This is a genomic window from Aurantimonas sp. HBX-1 (assembly GCF_021391535.1).
Classification (GTDB): Bacteria; Pseudomonadota; Alphaproteobacteria; order Rhizobiales; family Rhizobiaceae; genus Aurantimonas.
The window spans coordinates 3,907,578-3,928,224 of record NZ_CP090066.1; the positions used below are offsets into that span (position 1 = coordinate 3,907,578).

Here is a 20,647-nt window from a genome sequence, read left to right on the forward strand (position 1 = left end):
CCACCGATGGTATCGATCTCCGGCTCCGACGAGGAACAGGGCAGGCGTGCGGGCGTGCGGCGGCCGCCGCGTGACCTCGCCATGCGCAAGCGCCTGCGCCGCCTGCCGTTCATCCGCCGCGTGCTCTACCGGATGCGCTGGGCGCTAGGCCACACGATCTTCTCGTCGCTGACGCGGCGCATCGTCTTCCTCAACCTCGTCGCGCTGATCGTCCTCGTCTCGGGCATTCTCTACCTGAACCAGTTCCGCGCCGGGCTGATCGACGCGCGGGTTGAAAGCCTGCTCACCCAGGGCGAGATCATCGCCAGCGCCATCGCCTCCTCGGCGACGGTCGAGACCAATTCCATCACCCTCGACCCCGAACGGCTGCTCGAGCTGCAGGCCGGCGACACGCTGGCGCCGACTTCCGACACGGCGGAAAGCCTGGAATTCCCGATCAATCCCGAGCGGGTGGCACCGCTCCTGCGGCGGCTGATCTCGCCGACCCGCACCCGCGCCCGGCTCTACGACCGCGACGCCAACCTGATCCTCGATTCCCGGCATCTCTACTCGCGCGGCCAGATCCTGCGCTACGACCTGCCGCCGGTCGCCGACGAGGAGCCGACCTTCATCGAGGAGACGGTGTCGTTCGTGCGCCGGCTGTTCCAGCGCAGCGACCTGCCGGTGTATCGCGAGACGCCCGGCGGCTCGGGCACCGCCTATCCGGAGGTGATGAACGCCCTCACCGGCGGGCCGGCCAGCGTCGTGCGCGCCACCGAGGGCGGCGAGCTGATCGTCTCGGTGGCGGTGCCGATCCAGCGTTTCCGGGCGGTGCTCGGCGTGCTGCTGCTGTCCACCCAGGGCGGCGACATCGACAAGATCGTCCAGGCCGAGCGCATGGCGATCGTGCGCGTCTTCGCCGTCGCGGCCGTGGTCGTCATCGTCCTGTCGACGCTGCTCGCCTCGACCATCGCGACGCCGCTGCGCCGGCTGTCGGCCGCCGCCATCCGCGTCCGGCGCGGCGTCAACGAACGCACGGCGATTCCCGATTTCGGCGACCGGGCCGACGAGGTCGGCAATCTCGCGACGGCGCTGCGGGGCATGACCAACGCCCTCTATGCGCGCATGGACGCGATCGAATCCTTTGCCGCCGACGTCTCGCACGAGCTGAAGAATCCGCTGACCTCATTGCGCAGCGCCGTCGAGACGCTGCCGCTCGCCCGTAACGAGGCCTCGCGCGAACGCCTGCTGGAGATCATCCAGCACGACGTGCGACGCCTCGACCGGCTGATCACCGACATCGCCGACGCCTCGCGGCTCGACGCCGAGCTGGCCCGGCAGATCGCCGCCAAGGTCGACCTCGCCGGCCTGCTGCGTTCGGTGGTCGACGGGGCCCGCGGCCACGGCCGCGACGGGCGGAACGTCTCGATCAGCTTCGAGCCGCAGCCGCTCCCGACCTCGGTCAAGGGCGGCTACAACGTCACCGGTCACGACCTGAGACTGAGCCAGGTGTTTACCAATCTCATCGAGAACGCGCGGTCCTTCGTGCCGACGGAGAACGGCCGGATCAGGGTCCTGCTGCGGCGGCGCGGCCAGCGGGTGATCGTGACGGTGGAAGACAACGGGCCGGGCATCCAGGCCGAGTTCATCGACCGGATCTTCGAGCGCTTCTACACCGACCGCCCGTCCGGCGAGGCGTTCGGGCAGAACTCCGGTCTCGGCCTGTCGATCAGCCGGCAGATCGTCGAGGCGCATGGCGGCACGATCCGCGCCGAGAACATCCTCGATCCGGCGGCGCCAAACGGCGTCGCGGGGGCGCGCTTCATCGTCTCGCTGCCAGCCGAATGAGCCGCGCCTCGAACGTCCACGGCTCGGCGGTGCTGATCGGCGGCACGGGAATCCTGGTCCGCGGTCCGGCGCGCAGCGGCAAGTCCGCGCTCTGCCTCTCGACCCTGCGGCGGGCCGCCTCGCTGGGACTGGACAGCGCCCTCGTCGCCGACGACCGGGTGGAGATCGAGGCCGGGCCGCACGGTCTGGTCATGTCGGCTCCCGCGGCGCTGCGGGGTCTGATCGAGATTTCCGGCGTCGGCATCGTGCCGGAACGGGAGGCCGGTTCCGCGCCGCTGGCGCTGGTGGTCGATCTCTGCGCGCCGGACGCCATCGACCGGATGCCGGAGGAGGCGGACGCCTCGGTCAGCATCCTCGGCATTCCGGTCCGCCTGGTACGGCTGCCGGCGCGCTCCGCCGCCTTCGGCGCCGACGTGCTGGTCTCGCTGGCCCTCGCCGATGCGCGGGCGGCCGGCTGAAATGCCACGAAAGCAGCAGCTTCGGGCTGATCATTTAGCTTGCGTATCGCCTGCCAGATGGTGAGGATGCGCGCCCATATACCGAACCGCCGTCTGTTGCCCTTCCGGGGCCGGCCGGTTTCGGCCGCCTACCAGGGAGCCAGTCGGATGGCCCGCCAGACAATCGGAGCGTTCGCCGGATGATCGGACTGGTGCTTGTCACCCATGGGCGGCTCGCCGACGAGTTCCGCAATGCGGTCGAACACGTGGTCGGCCCGCAGGAAGCCTTCGAGACAATCTCGATCGGACCGGAAGACGACATGGAGCAGCGGCGGGTCGACATCGTCGAGGCGGTCGGCCGCGCCGAACGCGGCGACGGGGTGATCATCCTGACCGACATGTTCGGGGGAACACCCTCGAACCTCGCCATCTCGGTGATGGACGGGAGCCGGGTCGACGTCCTTGCCGGCGTCAATCTGCCGATGCTGATCAAGCTGGCGAGCGTGCGGAACGAGAAGCCGATCGCCCAGGCGCTGGTGGAAGCCCAGGATGCCGGGCGCAAGTACATCAACGTGGCGAGCCGTGTCCTCAGTGGAAAATAATCCCGCCCTGCCCGCTGCAGGCGACGCGCCGCGCTGCGGCGAGGAAGCGGAGCGGAGCGAAGCCCCGCGCGCTCCCGGCGCCCGCGTGCTGACCATCGTCAACCGCCGCGGGCTGCATGCCCGCGCCTCCGCCCGTTTCGTCCAGACCGCCGAGAATTTCGACGCCGAACTGACGATCTCGCGGGACGGGCTGTCGGTCGGCGGCCAGTCGATCATGGGGCTGATGATGCTGGCGGCGAGCCAGGGATGCACGATCGAGGTGTCGGCGACGGGCGCCGAGGCCACCGAGGCGCTCGACGCGATCGAGGCGCTGGTGGCCAACCGCTTCGGCGAGGAGCACTGACGGTCCGGACCGTCACTCCACCGGCGGGGCCGGCGTGTCCGGGCCGGAACCGGCGGGACCGACCGGCGCCGCCGCGTCGGCGGGAGCGGCCGTTTCCTTAGCCGAGCCGGCGGGCGCCGCATCCGGCTCGGCGACCAGCAGCCGCCAGAGATCGTCGGTCGCCTGGCGGGCGCGATCGAGCGGCAGCGCCACCAGGCCGTTGCCGACCGCGCGGGACAGGTCGTCGCGCAGCCGCCGCCCCAGCGGATCGCCGCCCGCCGCCGCGATCGACGCCCAGCCATAGGCGCGCAGCAGGTTGCGCGGCATCGCGACGCCCTCGTAATAGGCGTAGGCAAGCCGGCGTACCGTCGCCCAGTCGCGCTTCTCGAACGCCGCGACCTCCACCCGCTTCTGCTCCTGTCCGACCGGCGTCGCACGCCAGCGCTGCACCGCCTCGTCTTCCGCGGCGACGGTTTCCTCAGGACTCAGCCGGCGGCGCAAAGCATCGAGGCCGGCGTCCTCCATCACCACGCCGTCGGCCCGCCCGACCAGCAGCGCGACATAGGCGCCGGTGAGTTCGTCCTGCGGGATCGGCACGCCCGGCTCGGCGGCAAGGCCCCTGGCAAGAAGCCCCGTCGCCCGACGGTTCCCGCCCCCGGCCAGAGGCAGGACCAGTTCCACGCCCCGCCCGACGTCCTGCGGCACGCCCCGCCCGTCCAGCAGTGCCTCGGCCGCCGCCAGCACCGCCGCCGCCGGGGCGCCGTCGGCGACCAGCGTGGCGGGATCGCGCAGCGCCACCCGCTCGGCGGCCCCGGCCGTGGCGGACGGGTTGAGGTCGAGGATGTCGGCCTCGCCCATCTCACCGTCGGCAAGGCGCGACAGATCGAAGGGCTCCGCCGGCGCAAAGCTGACGTCCAGCCGGTCGGGCCGGGCGAGGAACGCCTGCAGCGTCGCCGACCATTCCTGCCCCCGGCGCTGCAGCGCCGGACCCGCACCGCCCGGCGTCGCCGCGACCATCGAGGCGACCGCGATGCCGGCCATCATGGCGACGGCGCCGCGGGCCTGGTCGCCGGAGAGGCCCTGCTGGGCGCCGGCCATGTCGTAGAGCACCGCGGCCAGCCCGGCGTCGGTGAAGCCGATGCGCCCGGAGCGCAGGCTGCCGATCACCGTCAGCGGTTTCGAGCCGCCTTCCGTGACGTCCTCGAGCGGCGCCAGCACGTGGAAACCGGCGAGATCGGCGGCGAGGTCGAGCGTGCCGATCTTCTCGGCCCGCAGCACCAGCGTCACGTCGTAGTCGGCCGCGGCGACGTCGCTTTCCACCGTCAGGATCAGGTCGCCCGTGACGGTTTCGCTGTCGAGGCGCTGCAGGGCCTCGCGGACGGGGGGATCGAGCGGCAGCCCGCGCGTGTCGACCGCGATGTCCTCGTAGACGACGCCGTCCGCGGCGATCCGCATCTGCCCCACCGCCGCCGAGAAGCCGTCCCGTTCGACGGCGAGCCCGTTGACGACGAGCGAGCGCGTGACCGGGTCGTAGCGGCGCGAGCGGTAGGTGATGCGCGCCAGGTTGCGCCCGGCATAGACGGCGAAGTCGAAGAGATAGGGCGAATAGGGCAGCGCAAGATCGCTGAAGCTCGCCGGCATCGGCGGCGCCGCGGCGGCTGCCGGGGCCGGCTGCGCCACAACGTCGCTGGCCGGTGCGAGAAGGAGGGCGGCGATCGTTGCCGCCAGCGTCGCCACCCGAACTCGCATCACCCGTTCCCCCGCGTCAGCCTGGGCGAGAACCTACCGCGAAAGCCCCGGCCGCCGGAAGGGGCGACGGCGGCAGGTCGAGTGATCAAGATATAAGTAAATGTTTATGTCCTCTTGCCCGTGGCGCCGGGCGCTGGTAAATCGGCCGCAGCGGTCGCGGCTTGACGCCCGGCCAGATCTCAAACGGATGGACGCTCTCATGGCCAACGACTACGTCGTCAAGGACATCGCCCTCGCGGATTACGGCCGCAAGGAAATCGACATCGCCGAGACCGAGATGCCGGGCCTGATGGCCTGCCGCGAGGAATTCGGCGACGACAAGCCGCTGAAGGGCGCCCGGATCACCGGCTCGCTGCACATGACGATCCAGACCGCGGTGCTGATCGAGACGCTGACGGCGCTCGGCGCCGAGGTCCGCTGGGCCTCCTGCAACATCTTCTCGACCCAGGACCATGCCGCCGCCGCGATCGCCGCCGCCGGCATCCCGGTCTTCGCCATCAAGGGCGAGACGCTCGAGGACTACTGGACCTACACCGACCAGATCTTCCAGTGGCCGGACGGCCAGCCGACCAACATGATCCTCGACGATGGCGGCGACGCCACGATGTATATTCTCACCGGCGCGCGGGCCGAGGCCGGCGAGGACGTGCTGTCCAACCCGTCGAGCGAGGAAGAGGAATATTTCGTCGCGCAGATCAAGAAGCGCATGGCCATGTCGCCCGGCTTCTTCACCCGCCAGCGCGACGCCATCAAGGGCGTCACCGAAGAGACCACCACCGGCGTCAACCGCCTCTACCAGCTGCAGAAGAAGGGCCTGCTGCCCTTCCCGGCGATCAACGTCAACGACTCGGTCACCAAGTCCAAGTTCGACAACAAGTACGGCTGCAAGGAATCGCTGGTCGACGGCATCCGCCGCGCCACCGACGTGATGATGGCCGGCAAGGTCGCCGTGGTCTGCGGCTACGGCGACGTCGGCAAGGGCTCGGCCGCCTCGCTGCAGGGCGCCGGCGCCCGCGTCAAGGTCACCGAGGTCGACCCGATCTGCGCGCTGCAGGCGGCGATGGACGGGTTCGAGGTGGTGCAGCTCGAGGACGTCGTCGCCACGGCCGACATCTTCATCACCACGACCGGCAACAAGGACATCATCCGCCTCGAGCACATGCGCGAGATGAAGGACATGGCCATCGTCGGCAATATCGGCCATTTCGACAACGAGATTCAGGTCACCGCCCTGAAGAACCTGAAGTGGACGAACATCAAGCCGCAGGTCGACATGATCGAGTTCCCCAAGGGCAACCGCATGCTGCTGCTCTCGGAAGGCCGCCTCCTCAATCTCGGCAACGCCACCGGCCACCCGAGCTTCGTGATGTCCGCGTCGTTCACCAACCAGACGCTGGCGCAGATCGAGCTCTTCACCAAGGGTGAACAGTACCAGAACGAAGTCTACGTCCTGCCCAAGCATCTCGACGAGAAGGTTGCCCGCCTGCATCTCGGCAAGCTCGGCGCAAGGCTGTCGACGCTGACCGAAGAGCAGGCCGCCTATATCGGCGTGACGCAGCAGGGCCCTTACAAGCCAGGGCATTACCGCTACTGATCAGCCCGACGCGGCCGATCCGACTCAGACAAGCCGCCGCGACGCAAGCCGTCCGGCGGCTTTTCTTTTTGCCGGCCCTGCTTTCTTGTGGATTGCGCCGAATTAACCAAGAGCTACTATGTCCGAATCGTGGCTGCCGGAGGGTGGGCCGGTGCCGCGAGGCGTGCCTTGAGTCATGTCTCGATAAGCGGCGGCAGTTCAAACGGGGACAGACAGGATGTTCGAGGAAGGTGGGTCCGGGCGCGCGAGCGCTTGCCGGCCGAATAGCGATTCCGAACCCGGCGCGCGGCGCCGGCGGGCGCGAATGCCGGGCGCCCTGACCGTGCTCGCGGCGATGGCCGCGGTGCTGCCCATGCCGCTGCTCGCCAGAGCCCAGACCGCTCTCCCGCCGGCCGGTCGCGACGCCTTTTCCGGCATGCTCAATCCGGCCGACATCCTCTATCTGGCGCTGCTCGCCCTGATGATCGGCACGACGATGCTGACCGCGGTCTTCATCATCCGCCAGCGGGTCAAGACTGCCGCCGAGAACGAGCTGCTGCGGGCCAATCTGGCTGAAAGCCGCGCCGAGGCGGAGCAGCGCGCCGCGCTGCTGGCGGGCTCCGACGAGCGGATCCTGATCTATTCGGGCCCCGGCGCCCCGGAAATGCTCGGCGCCCTGCCCGGCGACTGCGGCGCCCCGCGCGAGGAGAAGCGCTTCCTGGCCTTCGCCGACTGGATGCCGGCCCCCGCGGCCCGCGCGCTGGCGGAGGGCATCGACCGGCTGCGGGGCGCCGCCAAGCCGTTCAGCCTCGAGATCGAGATGCCCGGCGGCCAGATCCTCGAGGCGACCGGCCGGACCATCGGCGCGCTGGCGACCGTGCGCTTCGTGCGGCTGCAGGGCCTGCGCGAGCGGCTGCGCGCGATCGAGGCCGCTGAGCAGCGCGCGCTGGCGACGATCGAGACCATGCAGCGCCTGTTCGACGCGGCCCCCCTGCCGATCTGGCTGCGCGAGCGCGGCGGCCGGCTGGTCTGGGTCAACGAGAGCTACGCCAACGCCGTCGACGCCGCCTCCGTCGCCGAGTGCCTGGAGCGGCAGAACGAATTCCTCAGCCAGCAGGACCGTCTCGCCATCGCCGCCCATCGCGCCGAGGCGAAGGTGTTCTCCGGCAAGCTCTCCACCGTCGTCGCTGCCGACCGCCGCAACTTCGCCGTGGTCGAGGCCGACGGGCCGCTCGGCTCGGCGGGCCTCGCCGCCGACATCTCGGAGACCGAGCAGGTGCGGATGGAACTGCGCCAGACCATCGACAGCCAGTCCGAGACCCTCGACCAGCTCACCACCGCCGTCGCGCGCTTCGACGAGAAGACGCGGCTCACCTATTACAACGCCGCCTTCCAGCGGCTCTTCGACCTGACCAGCAGCTATCTCGATTCCGAGCCGGACCACCTCGCTTTGCTCGACCATTTGCGCACCGCCGGCATCCTGCCGGTCGAGAAGGAGTTCCACAGCGAGCTGCGCGACCAGGACCTGGCGGCCTACCGCGCCACCGAACCCACCGAGACGCTCTGGCACCTATCGGACGGGCGGACGCTGCGGGTCATCGCGACGCCGCAGCCGCGCGGCGGCGCCACCTGGGTGTTCGAGGACATCACCGAGAAGCTGGAGCTGGAGAGCCAGGTCAAGGCGACGGTCCGGCTGCAGCGCGAGACTATCGACTATCTGCGCGAGGCGGTGGCGGTGTTCGGCAGCGACGGCAGGCTGCGCCTGTCGAACCCGGCCTTCGCGGAACTGTGGGGGCTCGACGCGGAGTTCCTGCGCTCGCGTCCGCGCATCCATGCTCTGCCCGACCTGTGCAGCTACGCCATCGTCGGCGGCGACGACGACAATGGCGAGGCGCGCGGCTGGACGCGGTTCAGCCAGGCGGTCACGGCATTCGACGAGGCCGGCCGCGACACCGAGACCGGCGAGTTCGCGCTGACCTCCGGCCACACCGTCGCCTACGGCATCGTGCCGCTGCCGAACGGCCAGACCATGCTGACCTTCTCCGACATCTCCGACGCCCGCGAGGCCGAGCGCATGCTGCGCGAGCGCAACGAGGCGCTGGAACAGGCGAACCAGATCAAGAACGACTTCGTCCAGCACGTGAACTACGAGCTGCGCTCGCCGCTGACCAACATCATCGGCTTCTCGGCGCTGCTGCGCACCCCGGAAACCGGGCCGCTGAACGAGCGCCAGAGCGAATATCTCGACTACATCTCCACCTCGACCTCGCAGCTGCTGACCATCGTCAACGACATTCTCGACCTCGCGACGATCGATGCCGGGATCATGGAACTCGATCTCGACGAGGTCGACATCGCCAAGACCGTGTCGCATGCCGCCGACGGCGTACGCGAGCGGCTCTCCGAGGCCTCGGTCACGCTGGACATCGACCTGTCGGAAGCCGGCGAGACGCTGCGCGCCGATGGACCCCGCCTCACCCAGATCCTGTTCAACCTCCTGTCCAACGCCGCCAATTTCGCGCCCGCCGGCACCGCCGTCTCGCTGCGCGCCCGGCGAGGCGCGGACACGGTCCGCTTCGAGGTGACCGACCGCGGCCCGGGCATTTCCGGCGACAATCTCGACAAGATCTTCGAGCGCTTCGAGGCCAATCCGAATGGCGGCCGCCAGTCCGGCGCCGGCCTCGGCCTCTCCATCGTCAAGAGCTTCGTCGAGCTGCACCACGGCACGATCGAGATCGTCTCGGCGCCCGGCAAGGGCACCACGGTGATCTGCACCCTGCCGCTCGGCACGACGCCGCCCGATCACCAGGAAGACGGTCGCGACCGGTTCGAGGACGCGGCCGAATGACGCGGACGGCCACTGCCCTGACAAGAGAGCCGATGATCGCAGACGACCGGTTGGAAGAGATCGCCCGCCTCAAGCTCGATGACGCCGCGGCCACCGAACGGCTCGGCGCCGACCTAGCGATGATCCTGCGGGCCGGCGACGTGGTGGCGCTGTGCGGCGATCTCGGCGCCGGCAAGTCGACGCTCGCCCGGGCCGCGATTCGGCATCTGGCCGGGGATCCCTCACTCGAGGTCCCCTCGCCGACCTACACGCTGGTGCAGGCCTACGAGACGACGCCGAAGGTGGCGCATTTCGATCTCTACCGGATCGGCGGCGACGACGAACTCGACGAGCTTGGCTTCGACGAGATCGTGGAAGCCGGCGTCGCGCTGGTCGAATGGCCGCAGAACGCGCCGCGCGTCATGGCCGAGGCAAGCCTCGTCGTCTCCCTCGAGATGGCGGCGTCGGGCGGGCGCGTGGCGGTTCTCACCGGCCGCGGTGCGACGGCGGAGCGCGCCCGGCGCAGCCTGGCGATCCGGACGTTTCTCGCGGAAGCCGGGCTCGCCGAGGCCGAGCGCCGGCGCTTCTTCGGCGATGCCTCCACCCGGCGCTACGAGACCGTCCACACCGGCACGACCGAGCCGCTGATCCTCATGGACGCGCCGCACCAGGCCGACGGGCCGCCGGTCCGCGACGGGCTGCCCTACAGCCGCATCGCCCATCTCGCCGAGGACGTGGTGCCCTTCGTCGCCGTCGCCGATGCGCTGGCCGGCGCCGGCTTCGCGGCGCCCGCGATCCACCGGGCCGACCTCGAACGCGGCCTGCTGCTGATCGAGCATCTCGGCGAGGGCACGCTGCTGGACGACGCGGGGCGCCCGGTCGCGGAGCGCTACGAGGCCGCCGTCCTCTGCCTTGCCGACCTGCACGAGACGGACTGGCCCGCGGAGCTGCCCGTCGCCGGCGGCGCCGTCTACACGGTGCCCGCGTTCGATCCCGGCGCCATGGCGATCGAGGTCGATCTGCTGCCGGACTGGTATCTGCCGCGCGCCAGGGGCCGCGCCGCCACTCCCGAGGAACGGGCGACATTCGCCGGAATCTGGAGCGACCTCTTTGCCGAACTGCGCGCGGCGGAGACCAACCTCGTCCTGCGCGACTTCCATTCGCCGAACGTCATCTGGCGTCCGCGCGAGACGGGGCGCCGGCGGATCGGGCTGATCGATTTCCAGGACGCGGTGATCGGCCCCTCCGCATACGACGTGGCGGCGCTCGCCCAGGATGCGCGCGTCGACGTCCCCGAAGCGCTCGAGATGCGCCTGCGCGAGGCCTATGTCGCGCGGCGAAGGGAAGGCGATCCCGGCTTCGACGCCGACGGCTTCGAGCGCGCCTATGCGATCATGGCGGCACAGCGCGCCTCCAAGGTGCTCGGAATCTTCGTCCGGCTTCTGGAACGCGACGGCAAGCCGCAATATCTGCGTCACATACCGCGGATTAAGACCTATCTTGGCCGGACGCTCGGCCACCCCTCGCTGGCAGCGCTGAAAGCGCTTTATGCCGCCTGGGGTGTCCTCGACGACGAGGCCTCCTGAACTCTCGACATGCGACGGACGATGACCCCTGTGAAATCCCCGACCTTCAAGCCGACCACCGCGATGGTGCTCGCCGCCGGCCTCGGCAAGCGGATGCGGCCGATCACCTCGACCATCCCCAAGCCGCTGGTCGAGGTGCGGGGCCGGGCGCTGATCGACTACGGGCTCGACGCGCTGGCGCGCAACGGGGTCACCCGGGTGGTGGTCAACGTCCACTACCTCCCCGACCTGATGAAGGCGCATCTCAAGCGCCGCAAGGACATGGAGATCGTCATCTCCGACGAGCGCGACAATCTGCTCGATTCCGGCGGCGGCATCGTCAAGGCACTGCCGGCGCTGGGCGAGGAGCCGTTCTACGTCATCAATTCCGACACGTTCTGGATCGACGGCTACCGCGACAATCTCGACCTCATGGCCGATCTCTGGGATCCCTCGAAGATGGACGTCAGCCTGCTGATCGCCGAGATGCGGCAGGCGACCGGCTATGACGGGCGCGGAGACTTCGCCATGGACCCCGAAGGACGTCTTTCGCGGGTGGCCGAGCGCGACATGTCGCCGTTCATCTACGCCGGCGCGGCGATCATCAAGCCGTCGGTGTTTACCGGCATGAAGCCGGAGAAATTCTCGCTGAACCGGATCTTCGACAACGCCATCGACGCCGGTCGGCTCTACGGCGTCCGGCTGGGCGGGCTGTGGATCACCGTCGGCACGCCCGCCGCCCTCGTCGAGGCCGAGGCGGCCTTCCTGTCCAGCGCTGCGGCATAACGGCGGGCGACGCATCGCCGCCGCCCAGCCATGGCGAATGCGTCGCCGGCAGTGGGTTCGGCGCCGCCCCTGCCCTTGACGTAGCGGCTGGACCTGCAGAGATAGCCGATTGCGGCGACATTCCACGGAACCGTCGTCCTTTCCGGAACCCGACCACCGCCGGCACGCATCCATGCGAATTCCGCTGCGACACGCGCAGCGCTTCCCGTCACCGCGTCCCGAGCCAGGAGGGGCTGAGACTTGGCTGATCTGTTGATGGCCGACCCCGCCGACCCGTCCGTGCTCCGGTTCCTCGAGGGCGACGGCGAGGTCCGCCGGCTGATGCGCCACCGCGACTGGTCCACATCGCCGCTCGGCGAACCGGCGACATGGCCGTCCTCGCTGCGCAGCGCCATCGGCCTGATACTCGACTCGGGCCTGCCGATGTTCGTGGCCTGGGGTCCGGGGCTCGGCTTCCTCTACAACGACGCCTATTCCCGCATCCTCGGCAACAAGCACCCGACCGGGCTCGGGCAGCCCTTTCAGGCGGTCTGGCCGGAGATCTGGGCCGATGTCGGGCCGCTGGTCGACAAGGCGCTCCGCGGCGAGGCGACGATGCTCGAGAACTGGCCGCTGGTGGTGAACCGCTACGGCCACGACGAAAAGGCCTATTTCACCTTCTCCTATTCCCCCATCCGGGACGAGAACGGCACCGTTCGCGGCATGCTGTGCGGCGTCTCCGAGACCACCGGCCAGATGGAAGCCGAACACCAGCTGCGCGAGAGCGAGGCGCGCTTCCGCAGCATGGCCGACAGCGCTCCGATGATGATCTGGGTGACCGGGCCCGACGGCTCCTGCAGCTACCTCAACCAGCCGTGGTACGAATATACCGGCCAGACCGAGCAGGAAGGCGAGGGCTACGGCTGGCTGAACACGACGCATCCCGACGACCGCGAGGAGGCCGAACGGGCCTTCCATGCCGCCAACGCGGCGCGGGTGCCGTTTCGCGTGGAGTACCGGCTGCGGCGGCGCGACGGCGCCTATCGCTGGGCGATCGACGCGGCCCGCCCGCGCTTCGCCGAGGACGGCAGCTATCTCGGTTATGTCGGCTGCGTCATCGACATCGACGAACGACGCGAGGCGGAGAACGCGCTGCGCGAGAGCGAGGACAACTATCGCCACGTCGTCGAGCTCAACCCGCAGACGACGTGGACGGCGGGACCGGGCGGCCAGATCGACCGGGTGGCGGAGCGCTGGCGCGAATGGACTGGCACCAGCGGCCTCGGCGCGTCCTGGGGCGACGTCCTGCACCCGGAGGACCTGGAGCCCTCGATCGCCGCCTGGCGGAAGGCCCTGGCCACGGGCGTGCCCTACGATGTCGAGCATCGCGCCCGGATGGTCTCGGGCCGCTATCACTGGATGCACTCGCGCGCCTATCCGCGGCGCGACGCCGAGGGGCGGATCGTGCGCTGGTACGGCTCGACCGAGGACATCCACGGCCGCAAGGTCGGCGAGGAACACCTCCATCTGATGATCAACGAGCTGAACCACCGGGTGAAGAACTCCCTCGCCACGGTCCAGGCGATCGCCTCGCAGACCTTTCGCAACCCGGTCTCATGGGAGCACGCGCGGCAGGATTTCTCGCATCGCCTGCTCGCCCTGGCGCGCGCCCACGACGTGCTGACCGAGGCGAGCTGGAGCGGCGCGACGCTGCAGGCGGTGGTCGACCGTGCACTGGCGGCGCATCGCGGGCCCGATGGCGGTCAGATCTCCGCCGACGGCCCGCTGGTCAACCTGACCCCGAAGACCGCGCTGGCGCTTTCCCTGGCGCTCCACGAGCTGTGCACCAACGCGTCGAAATACGGCGCCCTGTCGGTCGAGCATGGCCGGGTGGAGATCACCTGGACCGAATCCGGACCGCCGACCAACCGTCGGCTGCTGATGACCTGGCGCGAGATCGGCGGCCCGCCGGTGAGCGTGCCGACCCGCAAGGGCTTCGGCACCAGGCTGATCGAGAAGAGCCTCGCCGGCGAGCTCGACGGGGTGGTTGCCCTGTCCTTCGAGCCGGACGGCGTCGTCTGCCGGATCGACGTGCCCTCGGCCGGCAGCGCATAGGCCGGCATCCCGCCGGCGCCGGCGGACCGGTGCGAATCGCCGATCGCGCCTGTAGACTCGCGCGATGAACGCCAACATCCTGTCGATCCCGCCCGGCCGGCCCTTCCTGCCGACCCTCGCCGACAGCCTGCTGGCCGGCCGCATCGTCCCGTCGTTTTCCTACCGGGGCGATCCGCTGGCGCTCGCGGACGTGACCATCTACGTGCCGACGCGCCGCGCCGCGCGGGCGCTCGCCGGGGAATTCTCGCGGGCGCTCGGCAAGGGCAGCGCGATCCTTCCCGCCATCCGGCCGATCGGCGAGAGCGACGCTGCCGACCTCTTCGCCGCGCCGCAGGAACGCCCCACCCTGCTGCCGGTGATGGACGAGCTGACCCGGCGGCTGCATCTGGCGCGCCTCGCCCGGCACTGGCGCGCCGCCACCGCCGCCAGCGAGCGCCAGGCGCTCGGCCTCGAGGCGCCGGTGCTGCCGGCCTCGGCGGCGGACGCGCTGTGGCTCGCCGGCGATCTCGGCACGCTGCTCGACGAGGTCGAGACGGAGGGGACGTCGCTGGCCGGCATCGCCGCGCTGGCGCCGGACGACCTCGCCGACTGGTGGCGCCTGACCCTGCAGTTCCTGGCGATCGTCACCGAACACTGGCCGGCGCTGCTGGCCGAACAGGGCCGCGTCAGCGAGGCCGCGGCGCGCAATGCCTGGCTGCGCGGCGAGGCCGAACGGCTGCGGCGGGACGGCGCGCGCGGGCCGGTGATCCTCGCCGGCTCGACCGCCACGGCGCCGGCGACTCTGGAGCTGATGCATGCCATCGCCCATCTGGAGCAGGGCGCGCTGGTGCTGCCGGGCCTCGACCGGCACCTGCCGCCCGCGACCTTCGACGCGATCGCAAGGGATGCCTCGATCGCCGCGCCCGGCCACCCGCAATACGGCCTGAAGTCGATCCTCGACCGCTTCGCCCGCGCCCCGGCAAGCGTCGAACATCTCGCAGCCGGCGAGGATCCGGCGCTGGCGGCGCGCGAGGCCTTCGTCGCCGACGCGCTGCGCCCGGCCGAGACGACGGACGCCTGGGCGGAGGGAAGCCTCAAGCACGGGCCAGAGGCGCTCGACGGCATGGCGCTGGTCGAGGCCGAGGACGAGCGCGAAGAGGCGATGGCGATCGCCTGCGCCATGCGCGACGCGCTCGCCGACCCGCAGGCGACGGCGGCGCTGATCACGCCGGACCGCAACCTCGCCCGCCGCGTCGTCTCGGAACTGTCGCGCTTCGGCATCGCGGCGAACGATTCCGCCGGCCGGCCGCTCTCGGCGACCGCGCCCGGAACGCTGGCGGCGACCGCCATCGAGGTGGCGCTGAAGCCGGGCGATCCGATCGCGCTCGTCGCGCTGCTCAAGCATCCGCTGACCCGGCTCGGCATGGACGCGGGCGAGGCACGGCGCGCGGCCCGCGCGATCGAGCTGATCGCGCTGCGCGGTTCGGTCGGCGTCGCCGACGGCGCAAAGCTCGCCGCGGTCCAGGCGGCAAGGCGCAAGGCGCTGGAAGAGCATCCCCGCCGCTACGCCCGCCCGGTGCGGCAGGTGAGCGCCGCCGAGCGCGATCTCGCGGACACGATGGCGCAGCGGCTGGAGGAAGCGCTGGCGCCGCTGGTGACGCTGCGGTCCGCGAGCGGCGAGCTCGCCGACTATGCGCTGGCGATCACGCTCTGCCTCGAGGCGCTGGCGCGCTCGCCGACGGGCAGCGCCGAGGAACTCTATGCCGGCGAGGCCGGGCAGGCGCTGGCGGGCTTCCTCTCCGGCCTGGTGCAGGCGCCCCGCACCGGCTTCGACTTCGCGGCGGCCGAGCTGCCCGACGTGGTGGCGGCGCTGATGGCCGGCGAGACGGTGCGGCCGCGTGGCGGCCTGTCGGCGCGGGCCTTCGTCTGGGGCACGCTGGAGGCGCGGCTGCAGCATGTCGACGTGGCGGTGCTCGGCGGCCTCAACGAAGGCACCTGGCCGGCAGGGGCCCGCTCAGGTGCGTTTCTCTCCCGGGTGATGCGGCGCGAGATCGCGCTCGATCCGCCGGAGCGCCGGATCGGCCTTGCCGCGCATGATTTCTGGATGGCGATGGGCACCCGGCGGGTGATCCTGTCGCGGGCGCGCCGGTCCGGCGGCGCGCCCGCGATCGCGTCGCGCTGGCTGCAGCGGCTGCTGACCCTCGCCGGCCCGGAGGGCGCCGACCGCCTCGTCCGCGAGGGCGAGACCTTCCTCGTCCACGCGCGCGACCTCGACCGCACCGGGACCGCGGCGCGCGTCGCGCGGCCGACCCCGCGCCCGCCGCTGGCCGATCGTCCGACCAGGTATCGCATCACCGATGTCGAGACGCTGATCCGCGACCCCTACGCCATCCACGCCCGCGACATATTGCGGCTGGAGAAGCTGCCGGAGCTGATGCGCGACCCGCATGCGGCCGAGCGCGGCAACCTTTTCCACGAGATCCTCGGCGGGTTCGTGATCGAGGGGAACGATCCGGAGGCGGAGGACGCCGTCGCCGAACTCCTCGCCATCGCCCGCGAGGCCTTCGAGGCGGAAGCGCTGCCGGCCGACATCCATGCCGTCTGGTGGCCGCGCATGGAGACGCTGGCGACGAACTACATCGTCTGGGAGCGCGAGCGCGGGGCCAATGTGGCGGAGCGTCATGCCGAGATCGCAGGATCGCAGGAACTGCCCGGGCTTTCGACGACCCTCACCGGCCGCGCCGACCGGATCGACCTGATGCGCGACGGCTCGACCGAGATCATCGACTTCAAGACCGGCACCACCCCCTCGGTGTCGCAGGCGCGCGCGCTCCTGGCGCCGCAGCTGCCGCTGGAGGGCGCCATGGCCAAGCGCGGCGGCTTCGGCGAGGCGGCGACGGCGACCCGCATCGCCGACCTCGTCTATGTCCGGCTGCGCGAGCGCGCGGTCCATGGAGAACGCCTCGGCACCGACGGCGGCAAGAACGGCGAACCGGTCGATCCCGACGCGCTGAGCGAGGAGGCCTTCGCCAAGCTGCTCGGCCTCGCCGCCGCCTACCGGCAGGAGACGACGCCGTTCACGTCGCGGGTGCGGCCGTTCCTCGCCGGCGACATGTCGGGCCCCTACGACCATCTGGCGCGGGCGCAGGAATGGGCGATCGGTATGGATGAACCCGGCGAGGAGGGCACGTCATGAGCGGCTTCGTCGGCATCGAGCAGACCCTCGCCACGCAGGCGCGCGCCGCCAACCCGACCCTTTCGGTGTTCGTGTCGGCGAATGCCGGCTCCGGCAAGACGCATGTGCTGACCGAGCGCGTGGTGCGTCTGCTGCTGTCCGGCGTCGAGCCGGCGCGCATCCTCTGCCTCACCTACACCAAGGCGGCGGCGGCGGAGATGTCGACCCGGGTCTTCGCGCGGCTCGCCCGCTGGGCGACAGCGGCGCCCGACGAGCTGGAGAAGGAGATCGCCGCGCTCGACGGCAGTCGGCCGGACCCTGCGCGCGTCGCCGCGGCCCGGCGGCTGTTCGCGGAGGCGCTGGAGACGCCGGGCGGGCTGAAGATCCAGACCATCCACGCCTTCTGCGAGGCGATCCTCCACCAGTTTCCGCTCGAGGCGAACGTCCCCGGGCATTTCGAGGTGCTGGACGAGACCGAGAGCGCGGCGCTGCTCGGCGAGGCGCGGCGCCGGCTGATCACCGGCGCCAGCGCCACGCTGGCGAAGGACGATGCCGCGCAGCTGCTGGCCGAGGCCTTCGCCACGGCGCTGTCGCTGGCCGGCGAATGGGGCCTCGACCAGCTGATCGACGAGATCGTCCGCAAGCGCGACGCGATCCGCCGGCATGTCGACGAGGCCGGCGGCCTCACCGGGGCGATCGACCTGCTGCGCCGGGCGCTCGGCGTTCCGTCCGACGCGGCGGAGGCGTCGATCCTCGCAGAGGCCTTCCCGGGCGACGGCTGGGACGAGACCTTCTGCCGCAAGCTCCTCGCCCTCGCCGGGACGAGCGACAAGCAGACCGACAGGACGCTCTGCGAGCGGCTGACGGCGTTACTCGACCCTTCGAACGCGCTGGACCACGTCGGGCGCTACAACAAGCTCCGGACGATCTGCCTCACCCAGAAGGGCGCCCCCTGCAAACCCGGGAGCGTGGCGACCAAGGCGGTCACGGACTTCATCGAGGACTTCGGCGACCGGCTGGAGCGCTTCCAGGCGCATCTCGCAGGCGTCGAGGACCGGCTTGCCTCGCTGCGCCTGTTCGAGGCAAGCCGCGCCGCGCTCGTGCTCGCCGACCGGCTGGAGCGCGACTATGCGCTGCTGAAGCGTCGCCGCGGCCGGCTGGATTTCGAGGATTTGATCGTGCGCACCGCCGATCTTCTGACCCGCTCGGAAGCTTCCTCCTGGGTGCACTACAAGCTCGACCAGGGCATCGACCACGTGCTGATCGACGAGGCGCAGGATACGAGTCCCCGGCAGTGGCAGGTGATGCGCCAGCTGGTCGACGAGTTCTTCGCCGGGGCGGGCGCGCGCAACGTGGCGCGCACCGTGTTCGCGGTCGGCGACGAGAAGCAGTCGATCTACTCCTTCCAGGGCGCCTCGCCGCGCATGTTCGGCGAGGAGCGCCGGGCGATGGCGCGTCGGGCCCGCGACGCCGGGGCGGCATTCGAGACGGTGCGCCTCACCCAGTCCTTCCGCACGGCGGCGCCGGTGCTGGCGGCGGTCGACAAGGTGTTCGCCGACCCGCTCAACCGCAAGGGCGTCGCCTTCGACGACGAGGTGCCGACGCATCACACGGCGCGTGGGCAAGCGCCCGGCCTGGTTGAGATCTGGCCGGCCTATGTCGCGGAGGCCCAGCCGGAATCGCGCGACTGGCTGCAGCCGCTCGACCACGAGCCCGCCAACTCGCCCGCCAACCGCCTCGCCCGCCGGATCGCGGCGCAGATCGGCGCCTGGCTCGGCGACACGATCGCCCACAAGGGCGGCACCAAGCGTCTGTCGCCGGGCGATTTCATCGTGCTGGTGCGCAAGCGCTCGGTCTTCGTCGCGGCGATGGCCAAGGCGCTGCGCGACGAGAAGATCGCGGTGGCGGGCGCCGACCGGCTGGTGATCACCGACCATATCGCGGTCAAGGACCTGATGGCGCTCGGCCGGACGGTGGCGAATTTCGAGGACGATCTGTCGCTCGCCGAGGTGCTGAAGTCGCCGCTGTTCGACTTCTCCGACGACGAACTGATGGCGCTCGCCTTGTCGCGCGAGGACTGGGAGCCGCTGTCGCTGGGGCTGCGGCGCCTCGCCGGGCCGGAAGGCCTGGTGCGGCTGCCGGAATTCGTGCCGGACGAGACCGCCGCGGCGTTCCTGGCCAAGGCGCGCGCGGCGCTCGCCCGGCTGGACACACTGCGCGACCGGGCCGGATTCGAGACGATCTTCGCCTTCTATGCGCGCATCCTCGGCCCGGAGGGGGGCCGCCGACAGCTGACCGCCCGGCTCGGCTCCGACTCCGGCGAGGTGATCGACGCGTTTCTCGACCTTGCCCTGTCGGAGGAGGAGGCGGGCATGCCCGGCCTCGACGCCTTCCTGTCGCGGCTCGCCTCGGCGCCGCCGGTGCTCAAGCGCGAGATGGACCAGGGCCGCGGCGCGGTGCGGATCATGACCACCCACGCCGCCAAGGGGCTGGAGGCGCCGGTAGTGTTCCTGGTCGATCCGGGCTCGGCGCCGTTCGTCCATGCCCATGGGGCGCGGCTGATGGAATGGCCCACCATGCCGGGGCTGCGGCCGGGCCAGGCGCCGGGCTTCGTCTGGCGCGCCGCCAAGGAGCTCGAGAACGGTGTCGTCGCCGAGCTGAAGGAAACCGAGAAGGAGCTGGCCGAGGAGGAATACCGTCGGCTGCTCTATGTCGGCATGACCCGCGCCGCCGACCGGCTGGTGATCTGCGGCACCGCCGGGACGCGCGGCCCCAACGAGGCGGCGTGGCTGCCACGCGTGCAGGCGGCGCTCGAGGCCGACTGCCGGCCGGTCGAGGATTCCGACGGCGCGGTCATCGCCTGGCGCTACGGCGACGACGGGCCGGCGGGCACGGTTTCGCAGGAAGGCCCCTCGGTCCAGCCGGACGCTGCCCCGGCGCGTCCGCTGGACCTGTCGCCGCTGCCGCCGGAGATCCTGCCGCCGCGGCCGCTGTCGCCGTCATCAGCCGGCGCGGCCACCGAGATCGAGCCCGTCGAGATGGCGGGGACCATCGATGCCGGATTCGTCTCGCCGGTGCTCGGCGCCGGCGAGACGCCGTCGCTGGCCATCCGCCGCGGCCTGATCGTCCACCGGCTGCTGCAGGTGCTGCCGGAGCTCGCGGCGGGCGAGCGGGAAGCGGCGGCCGAACGCTTCGTCGCCGCGAGCGCCGACGACATGAGCCAAGGCGAGCAGGCGCGGCTCGTCGCCTCGGCGCTCGCCGTGCTGGAGGCGCCGGACTTCGCGCCGATCTTCGCGCCCGGCAGCCGCGCCGAGGTCTCGGTCGTCGGCGAGATCCGCCTCGCCGGCCGCGCCTTCCGGGTCAACGGCACGATCGACCGGCTGGCGGTGACGCCGGAGGCGGTGCTGATCGTCGACTACAAGACCAACCGGCCGCCGCCGGCGACGCTGGCCGATGTGGCGCCGGCCTACGTGCTGCAGCTGGCGCTTTATCGCGAGATCCTGAAGCCGCTCTATCCGGACCGGCCGATCCTCGCGGCCCTGCTGTTCACCGAGGCGCCGCGGCTGATCCCGCTCGACGAGGCGACGATGGAAGCCGCCATCGCGCGGCGATCCTCGGCCGATGTCGCCGAGCGCGGCGATCCGGCGGTCGTCGCCGCAGGGTCAACGGAACGTCAACCGAACGCCCCCGTCGCTTGATTTGCCGCTTACC

The 20,647-nt window shown here is 70.9% G+C and carries 12 protein-coding genes; 11 read left to right on the forward strand and 1 reads right to left on the reverse strand.

Going from position 1 to position 20,647, the window contains the following annotated elements; all coding sequences use genetic code 11:
- The first annotated feature begins 6 nt into the window (after positions 1–6).
- From LXB15_RS18550 to LXB15_RS18565, 4 genes are all read left to right on the forward strand, one after another.
- Complete coding sequence (locus LXB15_RS18550; protein ID WP_370640132.1) at positions 7–1,827, forward strand: stimulus-sensing domain-containing protein; 1,821 nt, start codon at positions 7–9, stop codon at positions 1,825–1,827.
- A complete protein-coding gene (locus LXB15_RS18555) occupies positions 1,824–2,285 on the forward strand; it encodes an HPr kinase/phosphorylase (RefSeq protein WP_233949844.1) in 462 nt (153 codons plus the stop codon). The genes LXB15_RS18550 and LXB15_RS18555 overlap by 4 nt, the downstream gene beginning before the upstream one ends.
- Before the next feature lie 179 nt (positions 2,286–2,464).
- On the forward strand, positions 2,465–2,866 hold the full coding sequence (locus tag LXB15_RS18560) for a PTS sugar transporter subunit IIA (RefSeq protein ID WP_233949845.1): 402 nt from the start codon (positions 2,465–2,467) through the stop codon (positions 2,864–2,866).
- Between the two features lie 7 nt (positions 2,867–2,873).
- Positions 2,874–3,209 carry an HPr family phosphocarrier protein gene (locus tag LXB15_RS18565; RefSeq protein ID WP_370640246.1) on the forward strand — a complete coding sequence of 112 codons (336 nt, stop codon included), beginning with the start codon at positions 2,874–2,876 and terminating at the stop codon, positions 3,207–3,209.
- 12 nt (positions 3,210–3,221) lie between these two features.
- Here the strand turns inward: LXB15_RS18565 and LXB15_RS18570 are convergent, their stop codons facing one another.
- Positions 3,222–4,937: a hypothetical protein gene (locus tag LXB15_RS18570; RefSeq protein WP_233949846.1), complete on the reverse strand. Its 1,716-nt coding sequence runs from the start codon at positions 4,935–4,937 to the stop codon at positions 3,222–3,224.
- A gap of 199 nt (positions 4,938–5,136) precedes the next feature.
- Between LXB15_RS18570 and ahcY the strand changes: the two genes are divergently transcribed.
- From ahcY to addA, 7 genes are all read left to right on the forward strand, one after another.
- Positions 5,137–6,531 carry an adenosylhomocysteinase gene (gene ahcY, locus LXB15_RS18575; protein ID WP_233949847.1) on the forward strand — a complete coding sequence of 465 codons (1,395 nt, stop codon included), beginning with the start codon at positions 5,137–5,139 and terminating at the stop codon, positions 6,529–6,531.
- Between the two features lie 304 nt (positions 6,532–6,835).
- Positions 6,836–9,358, forward strand: a complete 2,523-nt coding sequence (locus tag LXB15_RS18580; protein WP_233949848.1) for a PAS domain-containing sensor histidine kinase — start codon at positions 6,836–6,838, stop codon at positions 9,356–9,358.
- 32 nt (positions 9,359–9,390) lie between these two features.
- Positions 9,391–10,923 (forward strand): tRNA (adenosine(37)-N6)-threonylcarbamoyltransferase complex ATPase subunit type 1 TsaE, encoded by a 1,533-nt coding sequence (gene tsaE, locus LXB15_RS18585; protein ID WP_233949849.1) that lies wholly within the window; start codon positions 9,391–9,393, stop codon positions 10,921–10,923.
- 21 nt (positions 10,924–10,944) lie between these two features.
- The gene (locus tag LXB15_RS18590) at positions 10,945–11,688 is read left to right on the forward strand and encodes a nucleotidyltransferase family protein (RefSeq protein ID WP_233949850.1); all 744 of its coding nucleotides are present in this window, start codon (positions 10,945–10,947) and stop codon (positions 11,686–11,688) included.
- A 240-nt stretch (positions 11,689–11,928) separates the two neighbouring features.
- Entirely contained in the window at positions 11,929–13,782 is a 1,854-nt protein-coding gene (locus LXB15_RS18595) for a sensor histidine kinase (protein ID WP_233949851.1), read from the forward strand.
- A gap of 64 nt (positions 13,783–13,846) precedes the next feature.
- Positions 13,847–16,957 (forward strand): double-strand break repair protein AddB, encoded by a 3,111-nt coding sequence (gene addB / locus LXB15_RS18600; protein ID WP_233949852.1) that lies wholly within the window; start codon positions 13,847–13,849, stop codon positions 16,955–16,957.
- Positions 16,954–20,634 carry a double-strand break repair helicase AddA gene (gene addA / locus LXB15_RS18605; RefSeq protein ID WP_233949853.1) on the forward strand — a complete coding sequence of 1,227 codons (3,681 nt, stop codon included), beginning with the start codon at positions 16,954–16,956 and terminating at the stop codon, positions 20,632–20,634. The genes addB and addA overlap by 4 nt, the downstream gene beginning before the upstream one ends.
- Positions 20,635–20,647: the final 13 nt, after the last annotated feature.